Origin of the sequence: Chromobacterium amazonense (genome assembly GCF_001855565.1) — a bacterium.
Lineage (GTDB): Bacteria > Pseudomonadota > Gammaproteobacteria > Burkholderiales > Chromobacteriaceae > Chromobacterium > Chromobacterium amazonense.
The window spans coordinates 71,740-90,612 of record NZ_MKCR01000012.1 but is presented as its reverse complement, the minus strand read 5'-3'; the positions used below and the strand labels follow the sequence as shown (position 1 = coordinate 90,612).

Annotated in this window: 19 protein-coding genes and 2 tRNA genes; 14 read left to right on the top strand and 7 right to left on the bottom strand. The window is 64.4% G+C overall.

The window, feature by feature from the left end:
* Nucleotides 1-38: 38 nt before the first annotated feature.
* The 4 genes from BI343_RS07845 to BI343_RS07830 all read right to left on the bottom strand — a co-directional run bounded on the left by BI343_RS07845 (nucleotide 39) and on the right by BI343_RS07830 (nucleotide 4,162).
* The gene (locus BI343_RS07845; RefSeq protein WP_071109308.1) at nucleotides 39-1,343 is read right to left on the bottom strand and encodes a nucleotide sugar dehydrogenase; all 1,305 of its coding nucleotides are present in this window, start codon (nucleotides 1,341-1,343) and stop codon (nucleotides 39-41) included.
* Nucleotides 1,344-1,567: 224 nt separating this feature from the next.
* On the bottom strand, nucleotides 1,568-2,368 hold the full coding sequence (locus BI343_RS07840) for a polyamine aminopropyltransferase (RefSeq protein WP_083340863.1): 801 nt from the start codon (nucleotides 2,366-2,368) through the stop codon (nucleotides 1,568-1,570).
* On the bottom strand, nucleotides 2,358-3,326 hold the full coding sequence (ttcA, locus tag BI343_RS07835) for a tRNA 2-thiocytidine(32) synthetase TtcA (protein ID WP_071109283.1): 969 nt from the start codon (nucleotides 3,324-3,326) through the stop codon (nucleotides 2,358-2,360). The genes BI343_RS07840 and ttcA overlap by 11 nt, the downstream gene beginning before the upstream one ends.
* A 77-nt stretch (nucleotides 3,327-3,403) precedes the next feature.
* Complete coding sequence (locus BI343_RS07830) at nucleotides 3,404-4,162, bottom strand: pteridine reductase (RefSeq protein ID WP_071109282.1); 759 nt, start codon at nucleotides 4,160-4,162, stop codon at nucleotides 3,404-3,406.
* Between the two features lie 81 nt (nucleotides 4,163-4,243).
* On the opposite strand from BI343_RS07830, the gene BI343_RS07825 reads away from it, so the two are divergent.
* The 3 genes from BI343_RS07825 (at nucleotide 4,244) to BI343_RS07815 (ending at nucleotide 5,667) form a co-directional block, all read left to right on the top strand.
* The gene (locus BI343_RS07825; protein WP_071109281.1) at nucleotides 4,244-5,401 is read left to right on the top strand and encodes a class I SAM-dependent methyltransferase; all 1,158 of its coding nucleotides are present in this window, start codon (nucleotides 4,244-4,246) and stop codon (nucleotides 5,399-5,401) included.
* Between the two features lie 77 nt (nucleotides 5,402-5,478).
* Nucleotides 5,479-5,555, top strand: a tRNA-Met gene (locus BI343_RS07820).
* 35 nt (nucleotides 5,556-5,590) lie between these two features.
* Nucleotides 5,591-5,667 (top strand) — tRNA-Met (locus tag BI343_RS07815).
* Between the two features lie 45 nt (nucleotides 5,668-5,712).
* Here the strand turns inward: BI343_RS07815 and BI343_RS07810 are convergent.
* From BI343_RS07810 to BI343_RS07800, 3 genes are all read right to left on the bottom strand, one after another.
* Nucleotides 5,713-7,353, bottom strand: coding sequence for an acyl-CoA dehydrogenase family protein (locus BI343_RS07810; RefSeq protein WP_071109280.1), 1,641 nt, complete (start codon nucleotides 7,351-7,353; stop codon nucleotides 5,713-5,715).
* 109 nt (nucleotides 7,354-7,462) lie between these two features.
* The gene (locus BI343_RS07805) at nucleotides 7,463-8,323 is read right to left on the bottom strand and encodes an AraC family transcriptional regulator (RefSeq protein ID WP_071109279.1); all 861 of its coding nucleotides are present in this window, start codon (nucleotides 8,321-8,323) and stop codon (nucleotides 7,463-7,465) included.
* Nucleotides 8,324-8,414: 91 nt separating this feature from the next.
* On the bottom strand, nucleotides 8,415-9,323 hold the full coding sequence (locus BI343_RS07800) for a LysR family transcriptional regulator (RefSeq protein ID WP_244886598.1): 909 nt from the start codon (nucleotides 9,321-9,323) through the stop codon (nucleotides 8,415-8,417).
* 145 nt (nucleotides 9,324-9,468) lie between these two features.
* Between BI343_RS07800 and BI343_RS07795 the strand changes: the two genes are divergently transcribed.
* The 11 genes from BI343_RS07795 (at nucleotide 9,469) to BI343_RS07745 (ending at nucleotide 18,867) form a co-directional block, all read left to right on the top strand.
* The gene (locus tag BI343_RS07795) at nucleotides 9,469-10,692 is read left to right on the top strand and encodes a tetratricopeptide repeat protein (RefSeq protein WP_071109306.1); all 1,224 of its coding nucleotides are present in this window, start codon (nucleotides 9,469-9,471) and stop codon (nucleotides 10,690-10,692) included.
* A complete protein-coding gene (locus tag BI343_RS07790; RefSeq protein ID WP_071109278.1) occupies nucleotides 10,685-11,620 on the top strand; it encodes a DMT family transporter in 936 nt (311 codons plus the stop codon). Before BI343_RS07795 ends, BI343_RS07790 begins: the two co-directional genes overlap by 8 nt.
* A 58-nt stretch (nucleotides 11,621-11,678) precedes the next feature.
* Nucleotides 11,679-12,380, top strand: coding sequence for a S4 domain-containing protein (locus BI343_RS07785; protein ID WP_071109277.1), 702 nt, complete (start codon nucleotides 11,679-11,681; stop codon nucleotides 12,378-12,380).
* A gap of 128 nt (nucleotides 12,381-12,508) precedes the next feature.
* Nucleotides 12,509-13,711 (top strand): cation:proton antiporter domain-containing protein, encoded by a 1,203-nt coding sequence (locus BI343_RS07780; RefSeq protein ID WP_071109276.1) that lies wholly within the window; start codon nucleotides 12,509-12,511, stop codon nucleotides 13,709-13,711.
* A gap of 71 nt (nucleotides 13,712-13,782) precedes the next feature.
* Nucleotides 13,783-14,163, top strand: a complete 381-nt coding sequence (locus BI343_RS07775) for a hypothetical protein (protein WP_071109275.1) — start codon at nucleotides 13,783-13,785, stop codon at nucleotides 14,161-14,163.
* 30 nt (nucleotides 14,164-14,193) lie between these two features.
* Complete coding sequence (gene miaB / locus BI343_RS07770) at nucleotides 14,194-15,528, top strand: tRNA (N6-isopentenyl adenosine(37)-C2)-methylthiotransferase MiaB (protein ID WP_071109274.1); 1,335 nt, start codon at nucleotides 14,194-14,196, stop codon at nucleotides 15,526-15,528.
* Between the two features lie 79 nt (nucleotides 15,529-15,607).
* Complete coding sequence (locus BI343_RS07765; RefSeq protein ID WP_071109273.1) at nucleotides 15,608-15,895, top strand: YciI family protein; 288 nt, start codon at nucleotides 15,608-15,610, stop codon at nucleotides 15,893-15,895.
* Nucleotides 15,892-16,563 carry an HAD family hydrolase gene (locus tag BI343_RS07760; RefSeq protein ID WP_071109272.1) on the top strand — a complete coding sequence of 224 codons (672 nt, stop codon included), beginning with the start codon at nucleotides 15,892-15,894 and terminating at the stop codon, nucleotides 16,561-16,563. The genes BI343_RS07765 and BI343_RS07760 overlap by 4 nt, the downstream gene beginning before the upstream one ends.
* Nucleotides 16,560-17,519: a PhoH family protein gene (locus tag BI343_RS07755; RefSeq protein WP_071109271.1), complete on the top strand. Its 960-nt coding sequence runs from the start codon at nucleotides 16,560-16,562 to the stop codon at nucleotides 17,517-17,519. The genes BI343_RS07760 and BI343_RS07755 overlap by 4 nt, the downstream gene beginning before the upstream one ends.
* Entirely contained in the window at nucleotides 17,506-18,012 is a 507-nt protein-coding gene (ybeY, locus tag BI343_RS07750; RefSeq protein ID WP_071109270.1) for an rRNA maturation RNase YbeY, read from the top strand. Before BI343_RS07755 ends, ybeY begins: the two co-directional genes overlap by 14 nt.
* A gap of 3 nt (nucleotides 18,013-18,015) precedes the next feature.
* A complete protein-coding gene (locus BI343_RS07745) occupies nucleotides 18,016-18,867 on the top strand; it encodes a CorC family transporter (protein WP_043627081.1) in 852 nt (283 codons plus the stop codon).
* Nucleotides 18,868-18,873: the final 6 nt, after the last annotated feature.

Genomic DNA, 18,873 nt, shown 5'->3' with positions numbered 1-18,873 from the left:
GGGTTTCGTGGGTTTCGTGGGTTTCGTGGCAAAAAAAATCAAGCCTTGACGATATTGTCGGCCGGCTGCAGGTACTTGCCGCGGCTATCGACGATCAGCTGGGCCTTGGACTTGATCAGCTCGTAATCGAACTTGTCGTGGTCGGTGGCCAGCAGCACACAGTCGTAGCTGGCGATGGATTCGGCGGTCAGCGCCACGCTGGACAGCTCGAAGTGGTGCTCGCGCATTTTCGGGAACACCGGTACGTGGGGGTCGCTGTACGCCACTTCCGCGCCCAGGTCGCGCAGTTTTTCCATCAGGAACACCGACGGGCTTTCGCGCATGTCGTCGACGTTCTTCTTGTAGGCGATGCCCAGCACCAATACCTTGCTGCCGTTGATGGCCTTTTTGCGGGTATTCAGCGCGGCGGCCACCTTGCTCACCACCCAGTCCGGCATATTGCTGTTCACTTCGCCGGCAAGCTCGATGAAACGGGTATTCACGCCGTATTCGCGCGCCTTCCAGGTCAGGTAGAACGGGTCGATCGGGATGCAGTGACCGCCCAGGCCCGGTCCCGGATAGTAGGGCACGAAGCCGAAGGGCTTGGTGGCCGCGGCGCGGATCACTTCGTGAATGTCGATGCCCATCTTGTCGGCGACGATCTTCATCTCGTTGACCAGGCCGATGTTGACCGCGCGGTGGATGTTTTCCAGCAGCTTGGTCATTTCCGCGGCGCGGGTCGACGACACCGGCACTACCTTGTCGATCACCGCGCTGTACAGCGCGACGCCGATTTCCTGGCAGGCCTCGCTGTAGCCGCCGCACACCTTGGGAATGGTGCGGGTGGTGAAGTTGGGGTTGCCCGGATCTTCGCGCTCCGGCGAGAACACCAGGAAGGCGTTCTCGCCCACCTTGAAGCCGCGCGATTCCATGCGCGGCAGCAGTTCTTCGTCGGTGGTCCCCGGATAGGTGGTGGATTCCAGCGACACCAGATGGCCTTCTCGCAGATAGGGCACCAGGCTGTCCATGGTGTCCAGCACGAAGCTCAGATCCGGCTCGCGGTATTTGTTCAGCGGCGTCGGCACGCACAGGATCAGGGTGTCGGCTTCACCGGCGCGGGAGAAGTCGGTGGTGGCTTCGAAACCGCGGGTCAGGGCGGTGGCGATGCTGTCGGCGGAGATGTGCTCGATATAGCTCTTGCCGGCCATCAAGGCATCGACCTTGCTCTGGTCGATGTCGAAGCCCAGCACTTTGTAGCCGACTTCGGCGAAACGCAGCATCAACGGCAGGCCGACATAGCCCAGCCCCACGATGCCGATCACAGCGGATTTGTCCGCGATACGATTGAGCAGTTGCTGCTTGATCACGATGAATGTCCCAACAGGATGTAAAAGCTTGAGCGGCGGACGCCCGTCCACCGCCCGGTCATTCGGTACTGACTGTAGTGTCCCGCCACGTCTGACCCGGGCTCGCGGCCCGAAACCGGCGCGCAACGCGCATGCAGCTTGGCATTATACGCCGCGCCTCACCGGCTTTTGGGTAAGCAAACGTAACCGATCCGCCGATTTTGCGGCGGATTTGTCCTGGCTCAGATCAACAAATGGCCGGCGGTCTGCTGGTTGGTCTGCTTCAGGCGGTTGACGAATTCGCCAAACTCCAAGCCAAAGCGGCCTTCCAGTTCGTCAGCGCGTTTCTTCAGCGCCTCCCACTGCGTCAGCGTCGGGCTCTGGCGAAAAGCCATGACCGCGACGTTGCCGTGGGTGGCCGCAGGCAGTTCGATCACCCTGCCTTCGAAAACGTTCAATAAGCGTTCAATGAAACTCTGGTAGCGCTTGTCGCCGCTCCACCAATTGGTGACGAATACGCCCTTCGGGCTCAGCGCGCGCTTGCAGTCTTCGAAAAAGTCCTCTGTGGTCAGCGCGTCGACGATCTGCAAGCCGTCGAAGCCGTCCACCAGAATGGCATCGGTGGAGCCGCGGAAGATCTTCACGTAGTCCGCGCCGTCAGCCTCGACGATCTCGAAGAAATCGCCCTCCTCCGGCAGCTGGAAAAACGCGCGCGCCACCGCGATCACCTGCGGATTGATGTCCACCGCCACGCTGACCGCGTCCGGCAGATATTCATCGATGAAGCGGGCGAACGAGCCGCCGCCCAGGCCGATCTGCAGAATGTGCTGCGGATTGTCGTTCCACAGCAAAAAGCCCATCATCGCCCGGCTGTAGCTGAGCACCAGATCGGCCGGATCGTCCAGGTCCATCGAACTCTGGATGGTTTCCGAGCCCAGATGCAGCGAGCGGATATTGCCCTCTTCCGAGATTTCCACTTCCGGCATTTCCTCCACCGCGGCGCGCACGCGGCGGCGGAACGGATGCAAAGCCCTACGCGCCACAGCTGTCTTCCTTGGGACGGGAGTCGAGGATGCTGATGGTGCGCTTGGCCGGCTGCGCCTCCGCCACATCATCCTCATGCGGCGCCGGATCACGGAACTCTTCCTTGTCGAAGGCGGTGTCGCCATCGGCGAACGGCGCGTCGCCGGTCTTCAAACCGACAAAGTCGAACAGCGTCGGATCGGCCAGATGCGACGGGACAACGTTTTGCAGCGCGCGGAACATGCTCTCCACGCGGCCGGGGAAACGCTTGTCCCAGTCGTTGACCATCTCCTTCACCACCTGGCGCTGCAGATTGGGCTGCGAGCCGCACAGATTGCACGGAATGATCGGGAACGCTTTCCAATCGGCGTAGCGGATGATGTCCTTTTCGCGGCAATAGGCCAGCGGGCGGATCACCATGTGGCGGCCGTCGTCGGACACCAGCTTGGGCGGCATCGCCTTCATCTTGCCGCCGTAGAACATGTTCAGGAACAGCGTGTGCAGGATGTCGTCTCGATGGTGGCCCAGCGCGATCTTGGTGGCGCCCAATTCGTCGGCGACGCGGTACAGGATGCCGCGGCGCAGGCGCGAGCACAGGCTGCAGGTGGTCTTGCCTTCCGGCACCAGCCGCTTGACGATGGAGTAGGTGTCTTCCTCGACGATGCGGTACTCCACGCCGATGGACTCCAGATACTGCGGCAGCACGTGCTCGGGGAAACCCGGCTGCTTTTGGTCCAGATTGACCGCGACGATGGAGAAGTGGATAGGCGCGGACTTCTGCAAGCCCAGCAGGATATCCAGCAAGGTATAGCTGTCCTTGCCGCCGGACAGGCAGACCATCACCCGGTCGCCTTCTTCGATCATATTGAAATCATTGATGGCGTCACCGACATGGTGACGCAGGCGCTTGGCCAGCTTGTTGCCTTCAAACGCGGCCTTCTTGGCTTTGTCGTCGAGCACGGCGTTCTGTTCGGACATCGGGATGCGGCTAAGAAATTGAAAAACAGGCGATTTTACCGTTTTCCGCCGCCAAAATCCATGGCGGCGAAAAACCGTTACAGCACGATGCTGCGTCCGCCATCCACCGCCAGGATCTGCCCGGTGACATAGCCAGCGTCCAGCAGCAGGAAAGCCACCGCGCGGGCGATGTCTTCCGGCACGCCGGTGCGTTGCAGCGGAATGGTGGCTTCTATCCTGGCGCGCGCCTCCGGGCTGAACGATGCCTCATCCTCCGGCCACAGATTGACGCCGGGCGCCACGCCGTTGACACGCACCGCAGGCGCCAGCTCGATCGCCAAGCTGCGGATCAGCTGGGCATGACCGGCCTTGGCCAGGTTGTACACCACATGGCGCGCCATCGGCCGGTCGACATGGATGTCGGCGATGCCGACGATGGCGCCGCGGCGGCGCGTCAGTTCCGGCGCCAGCGCCTGGCTCAGGAACAAGGGCGCTTTCAGATTGCTGCCCATCAGGTCGTGCCAGGCGGCTTCGTCGATCTGGCCCACTTCGGTCGGGAAAAAACTGGATGCGTTGTTCACCAAGCCATCCAACCGGCCGAACGCCGCCACCGCCGCCTCGGCCAAAGCCGGCAGCTCCGCCGTGTCCAGCAAATCAGCCTGGACCAGCTTCGCGCTATCGGGACGGGTAGCGTTCAATTCCGCCGCCAGCGTCTCGGCCTCGGCGCGCGAGCCGCGGTAATGCAGCACCAGCCGCAAGCCGCGGCCATGCAGCAAACGGGCGATGCCCGCCCCCACCCGCCGCGCGCCGCCGGTAATCAGGACCACACGCTCATCTTGTTGTTGCTTTGTCAGCATTGCTTCCTCATTTCGAATTGCCCCTTCACGGGAACGGCGCTTTGCACCACAATCGCGCCACATTGTAGCAGGACGAAAACCATGACCACCCTACCCGCCGCCAGCCCCGAGGCGCTGGCCGTCAGCCAGGCCCTGTGCGGCCGCATCCGCGAAGCGATAGCCCAAGCGGGCGGCTGGATACCGTTTTCGCATTATATGGAATTGGCGCTGTACGCGCCCGGCATGGGTTACTACGCCGCCGGCAGCCGCAAGCTCGGCGCAGACGGCGATTTCATCACCGCGCCGGAGCTGACGCCGCTGTTTGGGCAGTGCCTGGCGCGCCAGCTGGCCGAACTGCTGCCGCAAACGGCCGGCGCGATCTACGAATTCGGCGCCGGCACCGGCAAGCTGGCCATCGACCTGCTGGCCGAGCTGGAAACGCTGGGCTGTTTGCCGCAGAAATACGTGATCCTGGACCTGTCGCCGGACCTGATAGACCGCCAGCGCGACAATATCCGCGCCGCGCTGCCGCACTTGGCGGATCGCGTCGAATGGGCCAGCCGGCTGCCGGACGCCATCGACGGCATCGTCATCGGCAATGAATTGCTGGACGCCATGCCGTGCGAGATGGTGTTCCGCGACGAAAACCGCCAGCTGCGCCAACGCGGGGTGACCGTGCGCGACGGCGCTTTCGCCTATGAAGACCGCGACTTCGCCGATGCCCGGCTGGCCGAACTGGCCGCGCAGCTGGTGCCGGACATCCCGCGCTACGAAACCGAAATCAGCCTGGCCAACCGCGGCTTCATCGCCAGCCTGGCCGGCGCGCTGAAGCGCGGCGCCGTCCTGATGATAGACTACGGCCATGCGGCGTCCGAGTACTATCACCCGGAACGCAGCATGGGCACGCTGCTGGGCCACTACCGCCACCACACGGTGCAGGATCCGTTCTACCTGCCCGGCCTGATGGACCTGACCTGCCACGTCGACTTCACCGCCGTCGCGCAGAGCGGCATAGACGCGGGACTGGACCTGATAGGCTACGCCAGCCAGGCGCAGTTCCTGCTCAACTGCGGCCTGACCGAGCTGCTGCAGCAATGGGACGCCAATGATGTCAAAACCTATCTGCCGGTGGCCAAGGCCGCGCAGCGGCTGCTGTCGCCGCAGGAGATGGGCGAAACCTTCAAGGCGATAGGCTTCGGCAAAGGCGTATCGATAGACTGGCTGGGCTTCGCCCGCGGCGACCGCTGCTACACGCTGTGATTTTTTCGGAAGCGGGCTTGACAGTCCTTTAGCCGCTGCGTATAGTTCGCGTCTCGGTGCAAGCGCATCGAAATTGTGGCGAATTAGCTCAGTCGGTTAGAGCGACGGAATCATAATCCGCAGGTCCGGGGTTCGAGTCCCTGATTCGCCACCACAGTTTGACGGGAAAACGCGCAAGCGGGTTCTCACGGCGAATTAGCTCAGTCGGTTAGAGCGACGGAATCATAATCCGCAGGTCCGGGGTTCGAGTCCCTGATTCGCCACCAAATACGCAAGGGGTCAGCGCAAGCTGGCCCCTTTGCTTTTGCGGCTTACTCCGGAAACGCGCGGCGCAGCAAAGCGGCCACATCCATCCGCCTGGCGTCCAGCGCCCCCAGCACCGGCCCCCAGCAAGCATCGGCGATGCGGCTGACGATGAAGCCGTCAGCCACATGCGGCGGGGCATAGGCGCGCAACAGGCAGCCTTGAACCGTCAGAACCAGAGACTGGGCCAAGCGCCGGCCCTGGATTTCCAGCTCCTCCGCCGGCCAGGCCGACAAATCGCGCAAATCCGCCAGCGCCGTGCGCAAGTCCGCATCGTCCCCCGCCAGCATCCGCAACTCGCCAAGCAGCCGCTGCCACGCTTCCGGCTCGCGATGGATGGACTTCATCATGTCCAGGCACATCACATTGCCGGAGCCTTCCCAGATCGAGTTGACCGGCGCTTCGCGGTACAGCCGCGCCATCGGTCCGGCATCGACATAGCCGTTGCCGCCGAACACCTCCATCGCCTCGCCGCATACCTCGACCGCGCGCTTGCATACCCAGAACTTGGCGGCCGGCAACACGATGCGCTTCCACGCCGCCTCATCGCGCTCGAAGGCCTGGGCCAGCCGCGCCGCCAGCCACAAGGCCGCCTCACTTTCCAGCGCCAGCTCCGTCAGCACCGCGCGCATCAAGGGCTGCTCCGCCAGCCGCCTGCCGAAAGCCATTCGCTGGCGGGCATAGGCCAGCGCCTGCACCACGCCCTGCCGCATCAAGGCGGCGCTGCCGATGACGCAATTGAGCCGGGTGTAAGTGGCCATCTCGATGATGGTGGGAATGCCGCGGCCGGCCTCGCCGATCAGCACGCCCCAGGCGTCCTGGAACTCGACTTCGCTGCTGGAGTTGCTGCGGTTGCCCACCTTGTCCTTCAGCCGCTGCACCGCCACCGCGTTGCGGCTGCCGTCGGGCCGCCAGCGCGGCACGTAGAAGCAGGACGGCGCGCCATCCGGCGTTTTGGCCACCACCAGATGGGCGTCGCTCATCGGCGCGGAAAAGAACCACTTGTGCCCGCGCAGCAGATATTCGCCGCCGCGCCCGCCCAGCCCGACCGGCGAGGCCTGGGTGGCATTGGCGCGCACATCGGAACCGCCCTGCTTTTCGGTCATGCCCATGCCTATCCAGGCGGAAGCTTTCTCTTCCAGTGGCACGTCGCGGCTGTCATGGCCATAGCTGAACAGCTTGCTGCCGAGCTGAGACCACAGCACCGGCTCCCGTTGCAGCAGCGGTATGGCGGCCTCGGTCATGGTGGCCGGACACAATGTTCCGGCCTCGACTTGGCCATGCAGATAAAAGCCCGCCAGAAAGGCTGCCCAACGGCCGTTGCGCTCGCTATCGAATGGCAGAGACACCATTCCCTGGCTGCGATACAGCGCCAGCAGCTCGTGCCAAGCCGGATGGAAGTGGACCTGGTCGATGCGCCGCCCGCGGCTATCGAAGGCGGCGAGCTGCGGCGGGTAGCGGTTGGCCAGCTCCGCCTGCTCAAACGTCTCCGCCCGGCCCAGCTGAGCGCCATATCCCAACAGCCATGGTTCGGCCCAGCCGCCGCCGGTTCGCGCCAGCACCTCGCGCAGGGCGTTGTCGCTGGCAAAAAGGTTGTAGTCGCGTAACTCGTCGTATTGGTTGCTTACCTGATGGGTCTGCCAACTCATGCGCCGCTCCAAAAGAAAGCGCCGCCGGCGGCGGCGCCCAAATGAACGTGTTGCCTGATGGTTTCAGCATAGTGGATGCGGCCGAGCGGCACAGCCGGCCCAAAGCCCATCAGCGCAGCGGCAGGTAGACGTCGGTCTGCAGCAGATGCTCCGGCGTGTCGCTGGCCAGGTTCAGATAATGGAAGTACACCGGGAAGTCGCGCGGGGTCTCGCCGCTGCCCGGCAACCATTCGCGGTATAGATACCACACGCTGTCGCCTATCTTGTGGTGCGAGCCCTGGTGGCGCACCACCGCGCAGCGTCCGCCGGGGATTCGCTTGCCCACCACGCCCTGCGCATTGGCCGGCGGCGGCGCGTCGATGCTGCCGCAGATGTCGAAGCGGAACTTCTCCGGTTCGGTGGTTTCCGGATTATCGTAGGCGATGCCGTAGGTCTGGCTGCTGGCCACCGGCGACAAGCCGCTCTCCTTGCGCCATTCGATGAAGCGCAGCGCGCTGTCGTTGACTTTCTCAGGCGGCCCCACGTGCTCCAGCGCCGCCACCATGACGGGCTCGACCATGACGATTCTGACTTCCATGCTGCTCATCCTTTCGCTAACGGGAGGCGTCATCCGCGCATGCCAGCCGGACCAGTCCGGACAGCGGCGAAACTCGCTGGGCGACTGGCCCAGCATCTGTCTGAAAGCGCGGGAAAACGACTCGGGATTGTCGAAACCGCAGTCCAGCGCGATGTCGGTGATCTTGGCCCCAGGCTGGAACACCAGCCAGTACGACGCCCGGCGCAGCCTTTGCGCCAGAATGTAGCGGGCCACGCTCACGCCCAGATAGGCTGAAAACTGGCGGTGAAAATGAAAGACGGAAAAATGGGCCACTCGACTCAGCCGCTCCACCTCCAGCGGCTGGTCGAGGTGTCTCGCGATGTAGTTCAACACCTTGCCGAAGCGCCGCGCGTTGCGGTCCGTCTTGTCCATGTCCGTCCTCCATGGCCGCCACTATGCCGCAGCGCGCGGCAGTCTTCTTGACCTGGCTTGCTATGTCGGCCATGCCGGCTCCGGCGGAACGTCACACGCCCAACCGCCCCTCGCGCTGCAATCGCGCGGCCAATTGCAGGAAGGCGCGCGCCGCCGGCGTGGCTTCGCTCTCGCTCAGCACGGCCAGCCCGACGCGGCGCGTCACCGGCGGGGACAAAGGCAGGCTGACATAACCGGCAGGATACGGCACCTTGGGCAGCGCCATTTCGGCCACCAGCGTCACCGCCTCGCCGCTGGCGACGATTTCCAGCGTGCTCAGCAGTTGGGCGCAGCGGTAGCGGATATTCGGCCGCAGCCGCGCCGCCTGGAACAGATGGCTGACCAGCTCTGCGGAGCCGGCCTCGGTCAACACGAAGGGATCGCCGCAAAGCTCGGCCAGCGTCAAGGCGGATTTACCAGCCAGGGCGTGATGGGCCGGCAGCACCGCCACCATCTGGTCCTCCAGCAGCGCGCAGGTATCGAAGCGCGGCTCCGGCAGCACCACGAAGCCAATGTCTATCCGCCTGTCCTGCAGCCACTGCAGCACCAGACGGTCCGGCCCCTCGTCGATATGAATTTCGATGCCGGGATACTGCGCGCGGTAGTGGGCCAGAATGGCCGGCAGCAGCCGCATCGAGGAGGTGGGGCCAAACGAGCCGATGCGCAGCGTGCCCTGGCGCATGCCGCGCGCGTCGGCGGCCTCCTGCCGCACCGTCTCCGCCAGGCCCAGCATGCCGCGCATCCGCGGCAGCAGCTGGCGGCCGATGTCGCTCAACTCCACCCGGCCCTGCCGGCGCTGCAACAATTCGACATCGAGCTCGCGCTCCAACTGGCGGATGGCGTGCGACACCGCGGATTGCGAGATGCGCAGCCGCGCCGCGGCGGCGGTGAATCCTTGCAGCTCGGCCACCAGCGAGAAGATTTGCAGCTGGGTCAGCGTCATGCCTGCGCCCCAGATCATGAGTAAATGCTCATTTTACCATGACTCGCATTCGGCATAAAAATATGCGATTAGCAGCAGAACGATCACAACTAAAAGCATGCCGGCGCGGCTATGCCCGCCCGGACACGGCCATGCCGTCATGCCCGTCACGGAGCCGGACACCATGAATGCATCCTCTTTCGCCGCCACCGACGGCGCTTCGACGCTGTGGCCTGAGATCAACGGCCGCTTCCTGTCGCTGCGGGGCATCCCGGACAGCCTGCAGCCGCTAGACCGCAGCCAGGCCGTCTACCGACAGATTCTGGTCGGTTTCGACGCCGTCACTTCCTGCGAGTTGAAGGATCTATACAAGTTCACCCTCTGTCTGCAGCGGCTGGACAAGGACGAAACCCAGCGTCCAGAGCTGCGCCAGTTGGTGGCGGCTTTCCAGGCGTGGGTCCGCTTTGACTACGCCGCGGCGCGGCGGCACTTCAGCCAGCATCTGCGGCAATATCCCACCGACGTGGTCGCGCTGTTCTGCGCCCATATGTTCGACTTCTGCACCAGCCAGACGCCGGAGCTGATGTCGGACCTGGCGCTGTTCGATGAGCATATCGACGCCAGCCACCCGCTTTACTCCTATTACCTGGGCATCAAGGCCTTCGTCCATGTCGAGGCAGGGCAGCCGCAACCGGCGCTGAGGCTGGGGCTGGAATCGCTGCGGCATTGCCCGGACAACATCTACGGCATCCACGCCGTGGCCCACGCGCTGCATGAGCGCGAATGCTGGCAGGAACTGTGCATCTTCCTGGAGCAATGCCGCGCGCAGTGGATAGACAATGCCGGCATGCGCATGCACGTCTACTGGCATCTGGCCATCGCCTACGAAAAGAGCGAGCAGGCCGAACGCTCGGTCGAAACCTTTCATGAGATGTACGCGCTTAAGGACAGCCTGTTCGCCAAGCAGGACCTGGACGCCGTCGCCTTCCTGTGGCGCTACCGGCTGCGCCACCCGGAGGACCGCCGTTTCGACAAGGAATGGCGCAAGTTGGCGGGCCTGTGGAGCGGCAGCATCGGCTCCTCGATGTCCTATTTCCACCGACTGCACGCCGCGCTGGCCTTCGCCGCCAGCGAGCAGCCGTTTCTGATCGAAAAGCTGATCGCCGAAAGCGACGGTTTCGGCCTGGACGCAGCCACCCATCAAACTGGCATCGCCGTGCTGCAAGCCATCCTGGACTTCGCCCATGGCCGCTACGACGACTGCCTGAGGCGGCTGCGCGGTCAGCAATCCCGCTGGGACGTGCTGGGCGGCAGCCGCGCCCAGCGCGAGCTGCTGCCGCTGACGCTGCAGGCCTGCGAACAACGCGGCGGCGCCGCCCGCGCCACGGGTGCCGCCCTCCATGCCTGACCGCCACGCCTCGCCACGCCTCTATCTGCAACTGGCCCTGGTATCAGTGATCTGGGGCGGCACTTTCATCGCCGGCCGCCTGCTGGCCGGCAGCATGCCGCCGTTGCTGGCCGCCAGCCTGCGCTTCGGCATCGCCAGCCTGACGCTGCTGGCTTTCCTGGCCGCCACGCGCACACCGCTGGTCCGGCCCGACAGCCGGCAGGCGCCGCGGCTGCTGCTGTTGGGCTTCTTCGGCATCTTCGGCTACAACCTGTGCTTCTTCTACGGCCTGCAACACGTCAGCGCCGCCCGCGCCTCGCTGATCGTCGCGCTGAATCCCGCGATGATCGCGCTGGCGTCTTTCATCCTGCTGAAAGAAGCGCTGCCGCCAGTCAAGCTCTCCGGCGTGGCGCTATGCCTGGCCGGCGCCGGGCTGGTCATCATCGGCAAGAACGGCAACGCCTTGGCCGGGGGGTGGGCCGGCGATCTGCTGATCCTGGGCTGCGTGGCCAGCTGGGTGGTGTACAGCGTCGCCTCGCGCGGCCTGTCGCGCAGCCTGGGGCCATTGCAGACCGTCACCTGGTCCATCCTGCTCGGCACCGCCATGCTGTGGGCGGCCACTTGGGCGCAGGGCGCCGCCGATCTGGCCGCCATCGCCCGGCTGAGCCCGGCGCAGTGGGCCGGGCTGCTGTATCTGGGCGCGCTCGGTTCGGCGCTGGCCTATATCTGGTACTACGACGGCATCAAGCAGATAGGCCCCACCCGCTCCGGCGCCTTCATCGCCCTCAATCCGCTGACAGCGGTGCTGCTGGGCGCCGCGCTGCTGGGCGAGCGCTTGACGCCCGCCATGGCGGCCGGCGGCGCGCTGGCCATCGCCGGCATCGTGCTGTGCAATCTGGCCATCGGGCCTGCCTGGCGAAAAACTGCGCCGCCTGTCCGCCAAACCTGAGTTTGTCAGCCGGACGCCGCAGGCGGATAATCGCCGTCCGTTTGAAAGGATGTGAACAATGGACGAGACGAAGGTGCGCCTGTCCAAGCGCATGGTGGAACTGGGCCTATGCTCGAGGCGCGAGGCTGACGCCTGCATCGAGCAAGGCTTGGTGAAAGTGGACGGCGCGGTTGTCACCACTCTGGGCGCGCGCGTGCTGCCGGAGCAGCAAATCACGCTGGCCGGGATGCCGCAGTCGCTGGCGAGGCTGCCGGTGACCCTGTTGCTGAACCGCGCAGCCGGCGACACCGCGCCGCCGGCGCAGCGCTTGGGGCCGGACAGCCGCTCGCCGCAGGACGCGTCGGAGCAAGTCTGGCTGGCGCGCCACCGTCAACACCTGACCGCTATCGGAGCAGTCGATGAGCAGTGCCACGGTCTGGTCGTACTGACCCAGGACAAGAAGCTGCCGCGCCATTTGGCCGAATGTGAAATGGAATTCCTGTTGCACGTGGAGCGCGCACCCGCCGCGGAAGAGTTGAAACAGCGCGTCGCGGCCATCCGCCTGGACGGCAGGCCCTTGCGGCAATGCAAGATCAGCCGCCAAAGCGACCATCAACTGCGCTGCGCCGTCTATTCGCCGCGCGCCGGCTTCTTCGATGAAATCAGCCGCCAGCTCGGCGTCCGCCTGCAAGGCGCGCGCTGCATCCGCGTCGGCCGCCTCGCCTTGTCCGGCCTGCAGCCGGGAGAATGGCGCTACCTGCAGCCCTTCGAGCGCTTTTAGTTCGCAAGCCGCTCGGATGCGGTCGCGCCGGCCCGCATGACGTTGAATTAATATAAGCAAATTTATCGGAACTAGCCTTCTGATATACCGTCTTTATATTATTCAGTCTTTCACGCGGAACTTTGCCCATGCATCACGACACCCCCCTGATCACCACCATCGTCGGCGGCCTGGTGTTTGCCTTCGCGCTTGGCGCCTTGGCCTTGCGTCTGCGCCTGCCGCCGCTGGTGGGATATCTCACGGCCGGCATTCTGGTCGGCCCGTTCACGCCCGGCTTCCAGGCCGATACCGTGCTGGCACCGGAACTGGCGGAACTGGGGGTCATTCTGCTGATGTTCGGCGTAGGCCAGCATTTCTCGATCAAGGATCTGCTGGCGGTCAAGGCCATCGCCGTGCCGGGCGCGCTGGCGCAAATCGCCTTTGCCACGCTGCTGGGCATGGGGCTGTCGCATTTCCTCGGCTGGCCTCCGGGCGAAGGGCTGGTATTCGGCCTGGCGTTGTCAGTGGCCAGCACAGTGGTCTTGTTGCGCTCGCTGGAGGAAAACGGCTGGCTGGAGAGCGGGGACGGCAAGATCGCCGTCGGCTGGCTGGTGGTGGAAGACCTGGTGATGGTGATCACACTGGTGCTGCTGCCAGCCTTCGCCGGCATGCTGAACGGCGGCCAGGTCGCGCTGTCCTGGTCGCAGCTCGGCTGGACGCTGGCCATCACCATGGCCAAGGTGGCGGCTTTCGTCGCGCTGATGCTGCTGGTGGGGCGCCGCTTCATTCCGTGGATGCTGGAGCAGATCGTCCACACCGGCAACCGCGAGCTGTTCCGACTCGGCGTGCTGGCCACGGCCCTGGGCGTGGCCTACGGCGCCACCCAGCTGTTCCAGATATCCTTCGCGCTGGGCGCCTTCTTCGCCGGCATGGTGCTGGCCGAATCGCCGTTCAGCCATCGGGCCGCCGAGGAGTCGCTGCCGCTGCGCGAGGCCTTCGCCGTGCTGTTCTTCGTCTCGGTCGGCATGCTGCTGGACCCGGAGGTGCTGCTGAACGATACCGGCGTGCTGCTGGCGACGGTCTTCATCATCGTCATCGGCAAGTCGGCGATGGCCTACGGCATCGTGCGGCTGTTCCGCCGCAGCCACCACACCAGCCTGCGCATCGCCGCCAGCCTGTCGCAGATCGGCGAATTCTCGTTCATTCTGGCCGGCCTCGGCATCTCGCTGGGCTTGCTCAGCGCGCGGGGCCAGGCGCTGATCCTGGCCGGAGCCATCGTCTCCATCCTGCTCAACCCGATGATGTTCGCGCTGGCCGAGCGCTATGCCGCCAGATCGATGGCCAAAGCCTGAACACTCAAAAAACAATTGAACGGCGCAGCCGCCGGCTATGGTAGAATCGCGCGCAACATGTTCAATTTGCTATGAAAAAACTCATCGCCGCCTTCTGCCTGCTGTGCCTGGCCCTGCCGGTTTCGGCCGGGCGCCTGCTGCCCGACAATCTGGTTGTCGGCACGCTGGGCGCAATGGACGAAACCGGCATCGATTTCGTCCGCGACGACCGCACGCTGCTGCAGCGGCTGGGCGCGCTGATCGCCGGTGAGCCCAGCCATTTCGCGCTGGCGCCTGGCGTGCGCATCCTTGATGACCACAACCGCTTCCTGCTGAGCGGGCATTTGAACAATCTGAACGGCCGCACCGTCGGTGTGACCTTCGATCAGCAAGGCAACATCAACCGCATCTGGGTGCTGGGCGATGACGAAATCGAGGCGCTGAAACAGCGCCAGGCCCAGACCGCCCCCTGAAACCGAACACAGCTGGAAACCCGAGTAGCAATGAAGAAGGTATACATCAAGACCTTCGGCTGCCAGATGAACGAGTACGATTCCGACAAGATGGCGGACGTGCTGGGCAGCGCCGAAGGCATGGTCAAGACGGACAATCCGGAAGAAGCCGACGTCATCCTGTTCAACACCTGTAGCGTGCGCGAAAAGGCGCAGGAAAAAGTGTTCTCCGACCTCGGCCGCATCCGCCCGCTGAAGGAAGCCAACCCGAATCTGATCATCGGCGTGGGCGGCTGCGTGGCCAGCCAGGAAGGCGAAGCCATTGTCAAGCGCGCGCCGTATGTGGATGTGGTGTTCGGCCCGCAAACGCTGCACCGCCTGCCGGATTTGATCCAAAGCCGCCAGCAAAGCGGCCGCTCGCAGGTGGACATCTCCTTCCCCGAGATCGAAAAGTTCGACCACATCCCGCCAGCCAAGGTGGATGGCGGCGCGGCCTTCGTCTCCATCATGGAAGGCTGTTCCAAATACTGCTCCTTCTGCGTGGTGCCCTACACCCGCGGCGAGGAGGTGTCGCGTCCGTTCGAGGATGTGCTGACCGAGATCGCCGGCCTGGCCGCCCAGGGCGTGAAGGAAATCACCCTTCTGGGCCAGAACGTCAACGCTTATCGCGGCATGATGAGCGACGGCGAGATCGCCGACTTCGCCCTGCTCTTGGAATACGTGCACGAAGTGCCGGGCGTGGAGCGCATCCGCTTCACCACCAGCCACCCGCGCGAGTTCTCCCAGCGCATCATCGATTGCTACGCCAAGCTGCCCAAGCTGGTCTCCCACCTGCACCTGCCGGTGCAAAGCGGCTCCGACCGCGTGCTGATGGCGATGAAGCGCGGCTACACCGGCCTGGAATACAAGTCCATCATCCGCAAGTTGCGCGCCATCCGCCCCGACCTATGCCTGAGCTCGGACTTCATCGTCGGCTTCCCCGGCGAAACGGAAGCCGACTTCGAACAGACGCTGAAACTGGTGCGCGATTGCGAATTCGACTTCAGCTTCGTCTTCATCTACAGCCCGCGCCCCGGCACCCCGGCGTCCAATCTGCCGGACGACACGCCGCATGCCGAGAAAGTGCGTCGCCTGGAGGCGCTGAACGAGGTCATCGAGGCCAAGGGCTTCGCCATCAACCAGTCCATGGTCGGCACCGTGCAGCGCGTGCTGGTGGAAAATGTGTCGAAGCGGGATGCCGCCATGCTGGCGGCGCGCACCGCGAACAACCGCGTGGTCAACTTCGCCGGCCACCCGCGCCTCTTGGGCCAGATGATAGACGTCAAGATCACCGCCGCCTTCCCGCATTCGCTGGCCGGCGAGGTGGTGACCAGCGAAAGCGTCTGACCGTGCGCTGGCTCGGCTTGCTAGGCAACGCAGATTGCGTGGCGTATGCTGGGCCGGTTTCCCGCACGGAGGATGAAGCATGTTCATCGTTTCGCTGACCTATACCGCCCCCTTGTCCGACGTGGACGCCATGCTGCCAGCCCATGCGGCTTGGCTGCAGCAAGCTTACGCCGACGGCCTGTTCCTGGCCTCCGGCCGCAAAGTGCCGCGCGACGGCGGCGTGATCCTGGCGCGCGGCGAACGCGCCGCGCTGGAAGCCCGCTTGGCACAGGACCCGTTCGCCAAGGGCGGCGTGGCGCGTTACGACATCATCGAGTTTGCGCCGAGCATGGTCGCCCCCGGCCTGGAAAGCCTGCAGCAAGCATGAAGGCAAGCGGCATCAAGGCCCTGTTGCTGGACCTGGACGACACCCTGTTCGACGACAGCCATGCCACCACGCAGGCCTTTGCCGCCTTCATCGCGCCGCACGCCGCCCGCTTCGCCGAATCCGAAACCAAGCTGCTGCGCCGCTGGCGCGCCTGCGTCGATCGCCACTGGCGGCGTTTCGAAAGCGGCGAGCTGACGATAGAACAGCAGCGCCATGAACGGCTGCGCGATTTTCTCGGCCTGCCGCAGCTGGCGGAAGACGAGGCCGCGCGGCTGTTTCAGCCTTACATGGACGCCTATCGCCGCCATCGCCGCCTCACGCCCGGCGCGGCCGGCTTTCTCGACGCCACCCGCCGCCTGACGCGCATCATCGTCAGCAACGGCGGCGCCGAACAACAGCGCGACAAGCTGGCCCACCTAGGCATCGCTCATCACTTTCGCCACGTCGTCACCGTGGACGAGGCCGGCGTAGCCAAACCCGACCCGCGCATCTTCCGCCACGCGTTGGCGCTGGAAAACCTGGTCCCGGCCGCTTGCCTGATGGTGGGCGACGATCCGGCGCGCGACATCGCGCCGGCCCGCAAACTAGGCATGGCGGCCTATCAAGTGTCACACGGCCGCCACGCCATCGTTTTTGAACAGTTAAGCCAAAAATTGCAAACCGCATGAGCACTAGCGAATCCCTAAGCTTCAACCCGGTGGACAACGACAGGCTGGCCCGCCTTTCCGGCCCGCTGGACGAAAATCTGAAACAGATCGAAACCGGACTGGATGTCGTCATCCAGCGCCGCGGAGAAGCCTTCCGCGTGCAGGGTCCGGCCGCCAAGCTGGCGGTGGAAGCGCTGACCCGGCTGTATCTGCAGGCGGACAAGCAGGACATCTCCGTCGACGACGTGCAACTGTCATTGGTGGAGCTGCGCCAGCAGCCATCCAGCGCCGAGCAGGAGGAATCTCCGGTGCTGGCGACCCGCCGCGGCGACCTCAAAGGCCGCACGCCGAACCAGGCGCGCTACATCAAGGCCATCCAGCAGCATGACGTCACCTTCGGCATCGGCCCGGCCGGCACCGGCAAGACGTATCTGGCCGTCGCCTGCGCGGTGGACGCGATGGAGCGCGACGCGGTCAAGCGCATCGTGCTGGTGCGCCCGGCGGTGGAAGCCGGCGAGAAGCTGGGCTTCCTGCCCGGCGACCTGGCGCAGAAGGTGGACCCGTATCTGCGGCCGCTGTACGACGCGCTGTACGACCTGATGGGTTTCGACCGCGTCACCCGGCTGTTCGAGAAGAACCTGATCGAGATCGCGCCACTGGCCTATATGCGCGGCCGTACCCTCAACCACGCCTTCATCATCCTGGACGAGGCGCAAAACACCACGCCGGAACAAATGAAGATGTTCCTGACCCGCATCGGCTTCGGTTCCAAGGCGGTGATCACAGGCGACGTGACCCAGATCGACCTGGCGCGCCACCAGAAAAGCGGCCTGGTCGAAGTGGAGCGCATTCTCGGCCAGGTGCGCGGCATTCATTTCCATCATTTCAACAGCAACGACGTGGTGCGCCATCCGCTGGTGCAGAAAATCGTCGATGCTTACGACCATTACCAAAGCAAGCAAGATGAAAAAAGCTAAACGCAACCCGCTGCCGGCTCGCCTAGCCGGACGGCTGGAGCTGACCCTGGACGTGCGCAGCGACGCCGCCCAGCTGCCGGAGCCGGCGCTGATCCGCCGCGCCTGCCAGGCCGCACTGCGGCGCGAGGTGAAACACGCCCAAGTCAGCATCGTCATCGTCGACGCCGCTGAAGGCCGTCAGCTCAACAACGATTACCGCGGCAAGGATTATGCGACCAACGTCCTGTCCTTCGCGCTGAACGAGGGCGAAACCGTCGCAGGCCTGCCCTTGTTCGGCGACTTGGTGCTGTGCGCGCCGGTCGTCGAAAAAGAAGCCGCCGAGCAGAACAAGGACCTGATGGCGCACTACGCCCACCTCTTGGTCCACGGCATGCTGCACCTGCAAGGCTTCGATCACGAGGCGGATGACGAGGCCGAAGTGATGGAAGCGCTTGAAACCGTCATCGTTAAACGGCTAGGATATCCCGATCCCTACCATCAGGAGCACCTCTAAGCAATGGAAGACCCCAGTAAACCGCGGCCCAGTTGGCTGGAACGCCTGTCCACCATGCTCATGCGCGAGCCGGAGGACCGCGAGGACCTGATCGAGCTGCTGCACAACGCCTTCGAACGCAATCTGCTGGATGCCGAGGCTCTCGGCATGATCGAGGGGGTGTTGGAGGTCAGCGAACTGACTGTCCGGGACGTGATGATCCCGCGCAGCCAGATGCACGTGCTCAATATCGACGATCCGATCTCGCGTTTTCTGCCGACTGTGATCGACAGCGGCCACTCGCGCTTCCCGGTGATAGGCGAAAGCAAGGATGATGTGCAAGGCATCCTGCTGGCCAAGGAATTGCTGCGTTACTTCCATGCGCCCGCCACCTTCAACCTGAAGAATGTGCTGCGCCCGGCGGTGTTCGTGCCGGAATCCAAGCCGCTGAACGTGCTGTTGCGCGACTTCCGCGCCACCCACAACCACATGGCAGTGGTGGTGGACGAATACGGCGGCGTCTGCGGCCTGGTCACCATCGAGGACGTGATCGAACAGATCGTCGGCGACATCGAGGACGAATACGATATCGACGACGAGGAAGACGACATCGTCCCGGTGCGCGGCAACGAGCGTTACCGTGTCAAGGCGCTGACTGAGATCGAAGACTTCAACCATTACTTCGGCACCGACTACGCCGACGACGACGTCGACACTGTCGGCGGCCTGGTGATTTCGCTGACCGGCCACCTGCCCAAGCGCGGCGAGAAGATCGAGGCCGCCGGCCTGCGCTTCACCGTGCTGCGCGCCGACAGCCGCCGTCTGGACACGTTGCTGGTGGAGCGCATCCAGGCCTCTGTCAGCGTGCCGGAATAAGGCCTA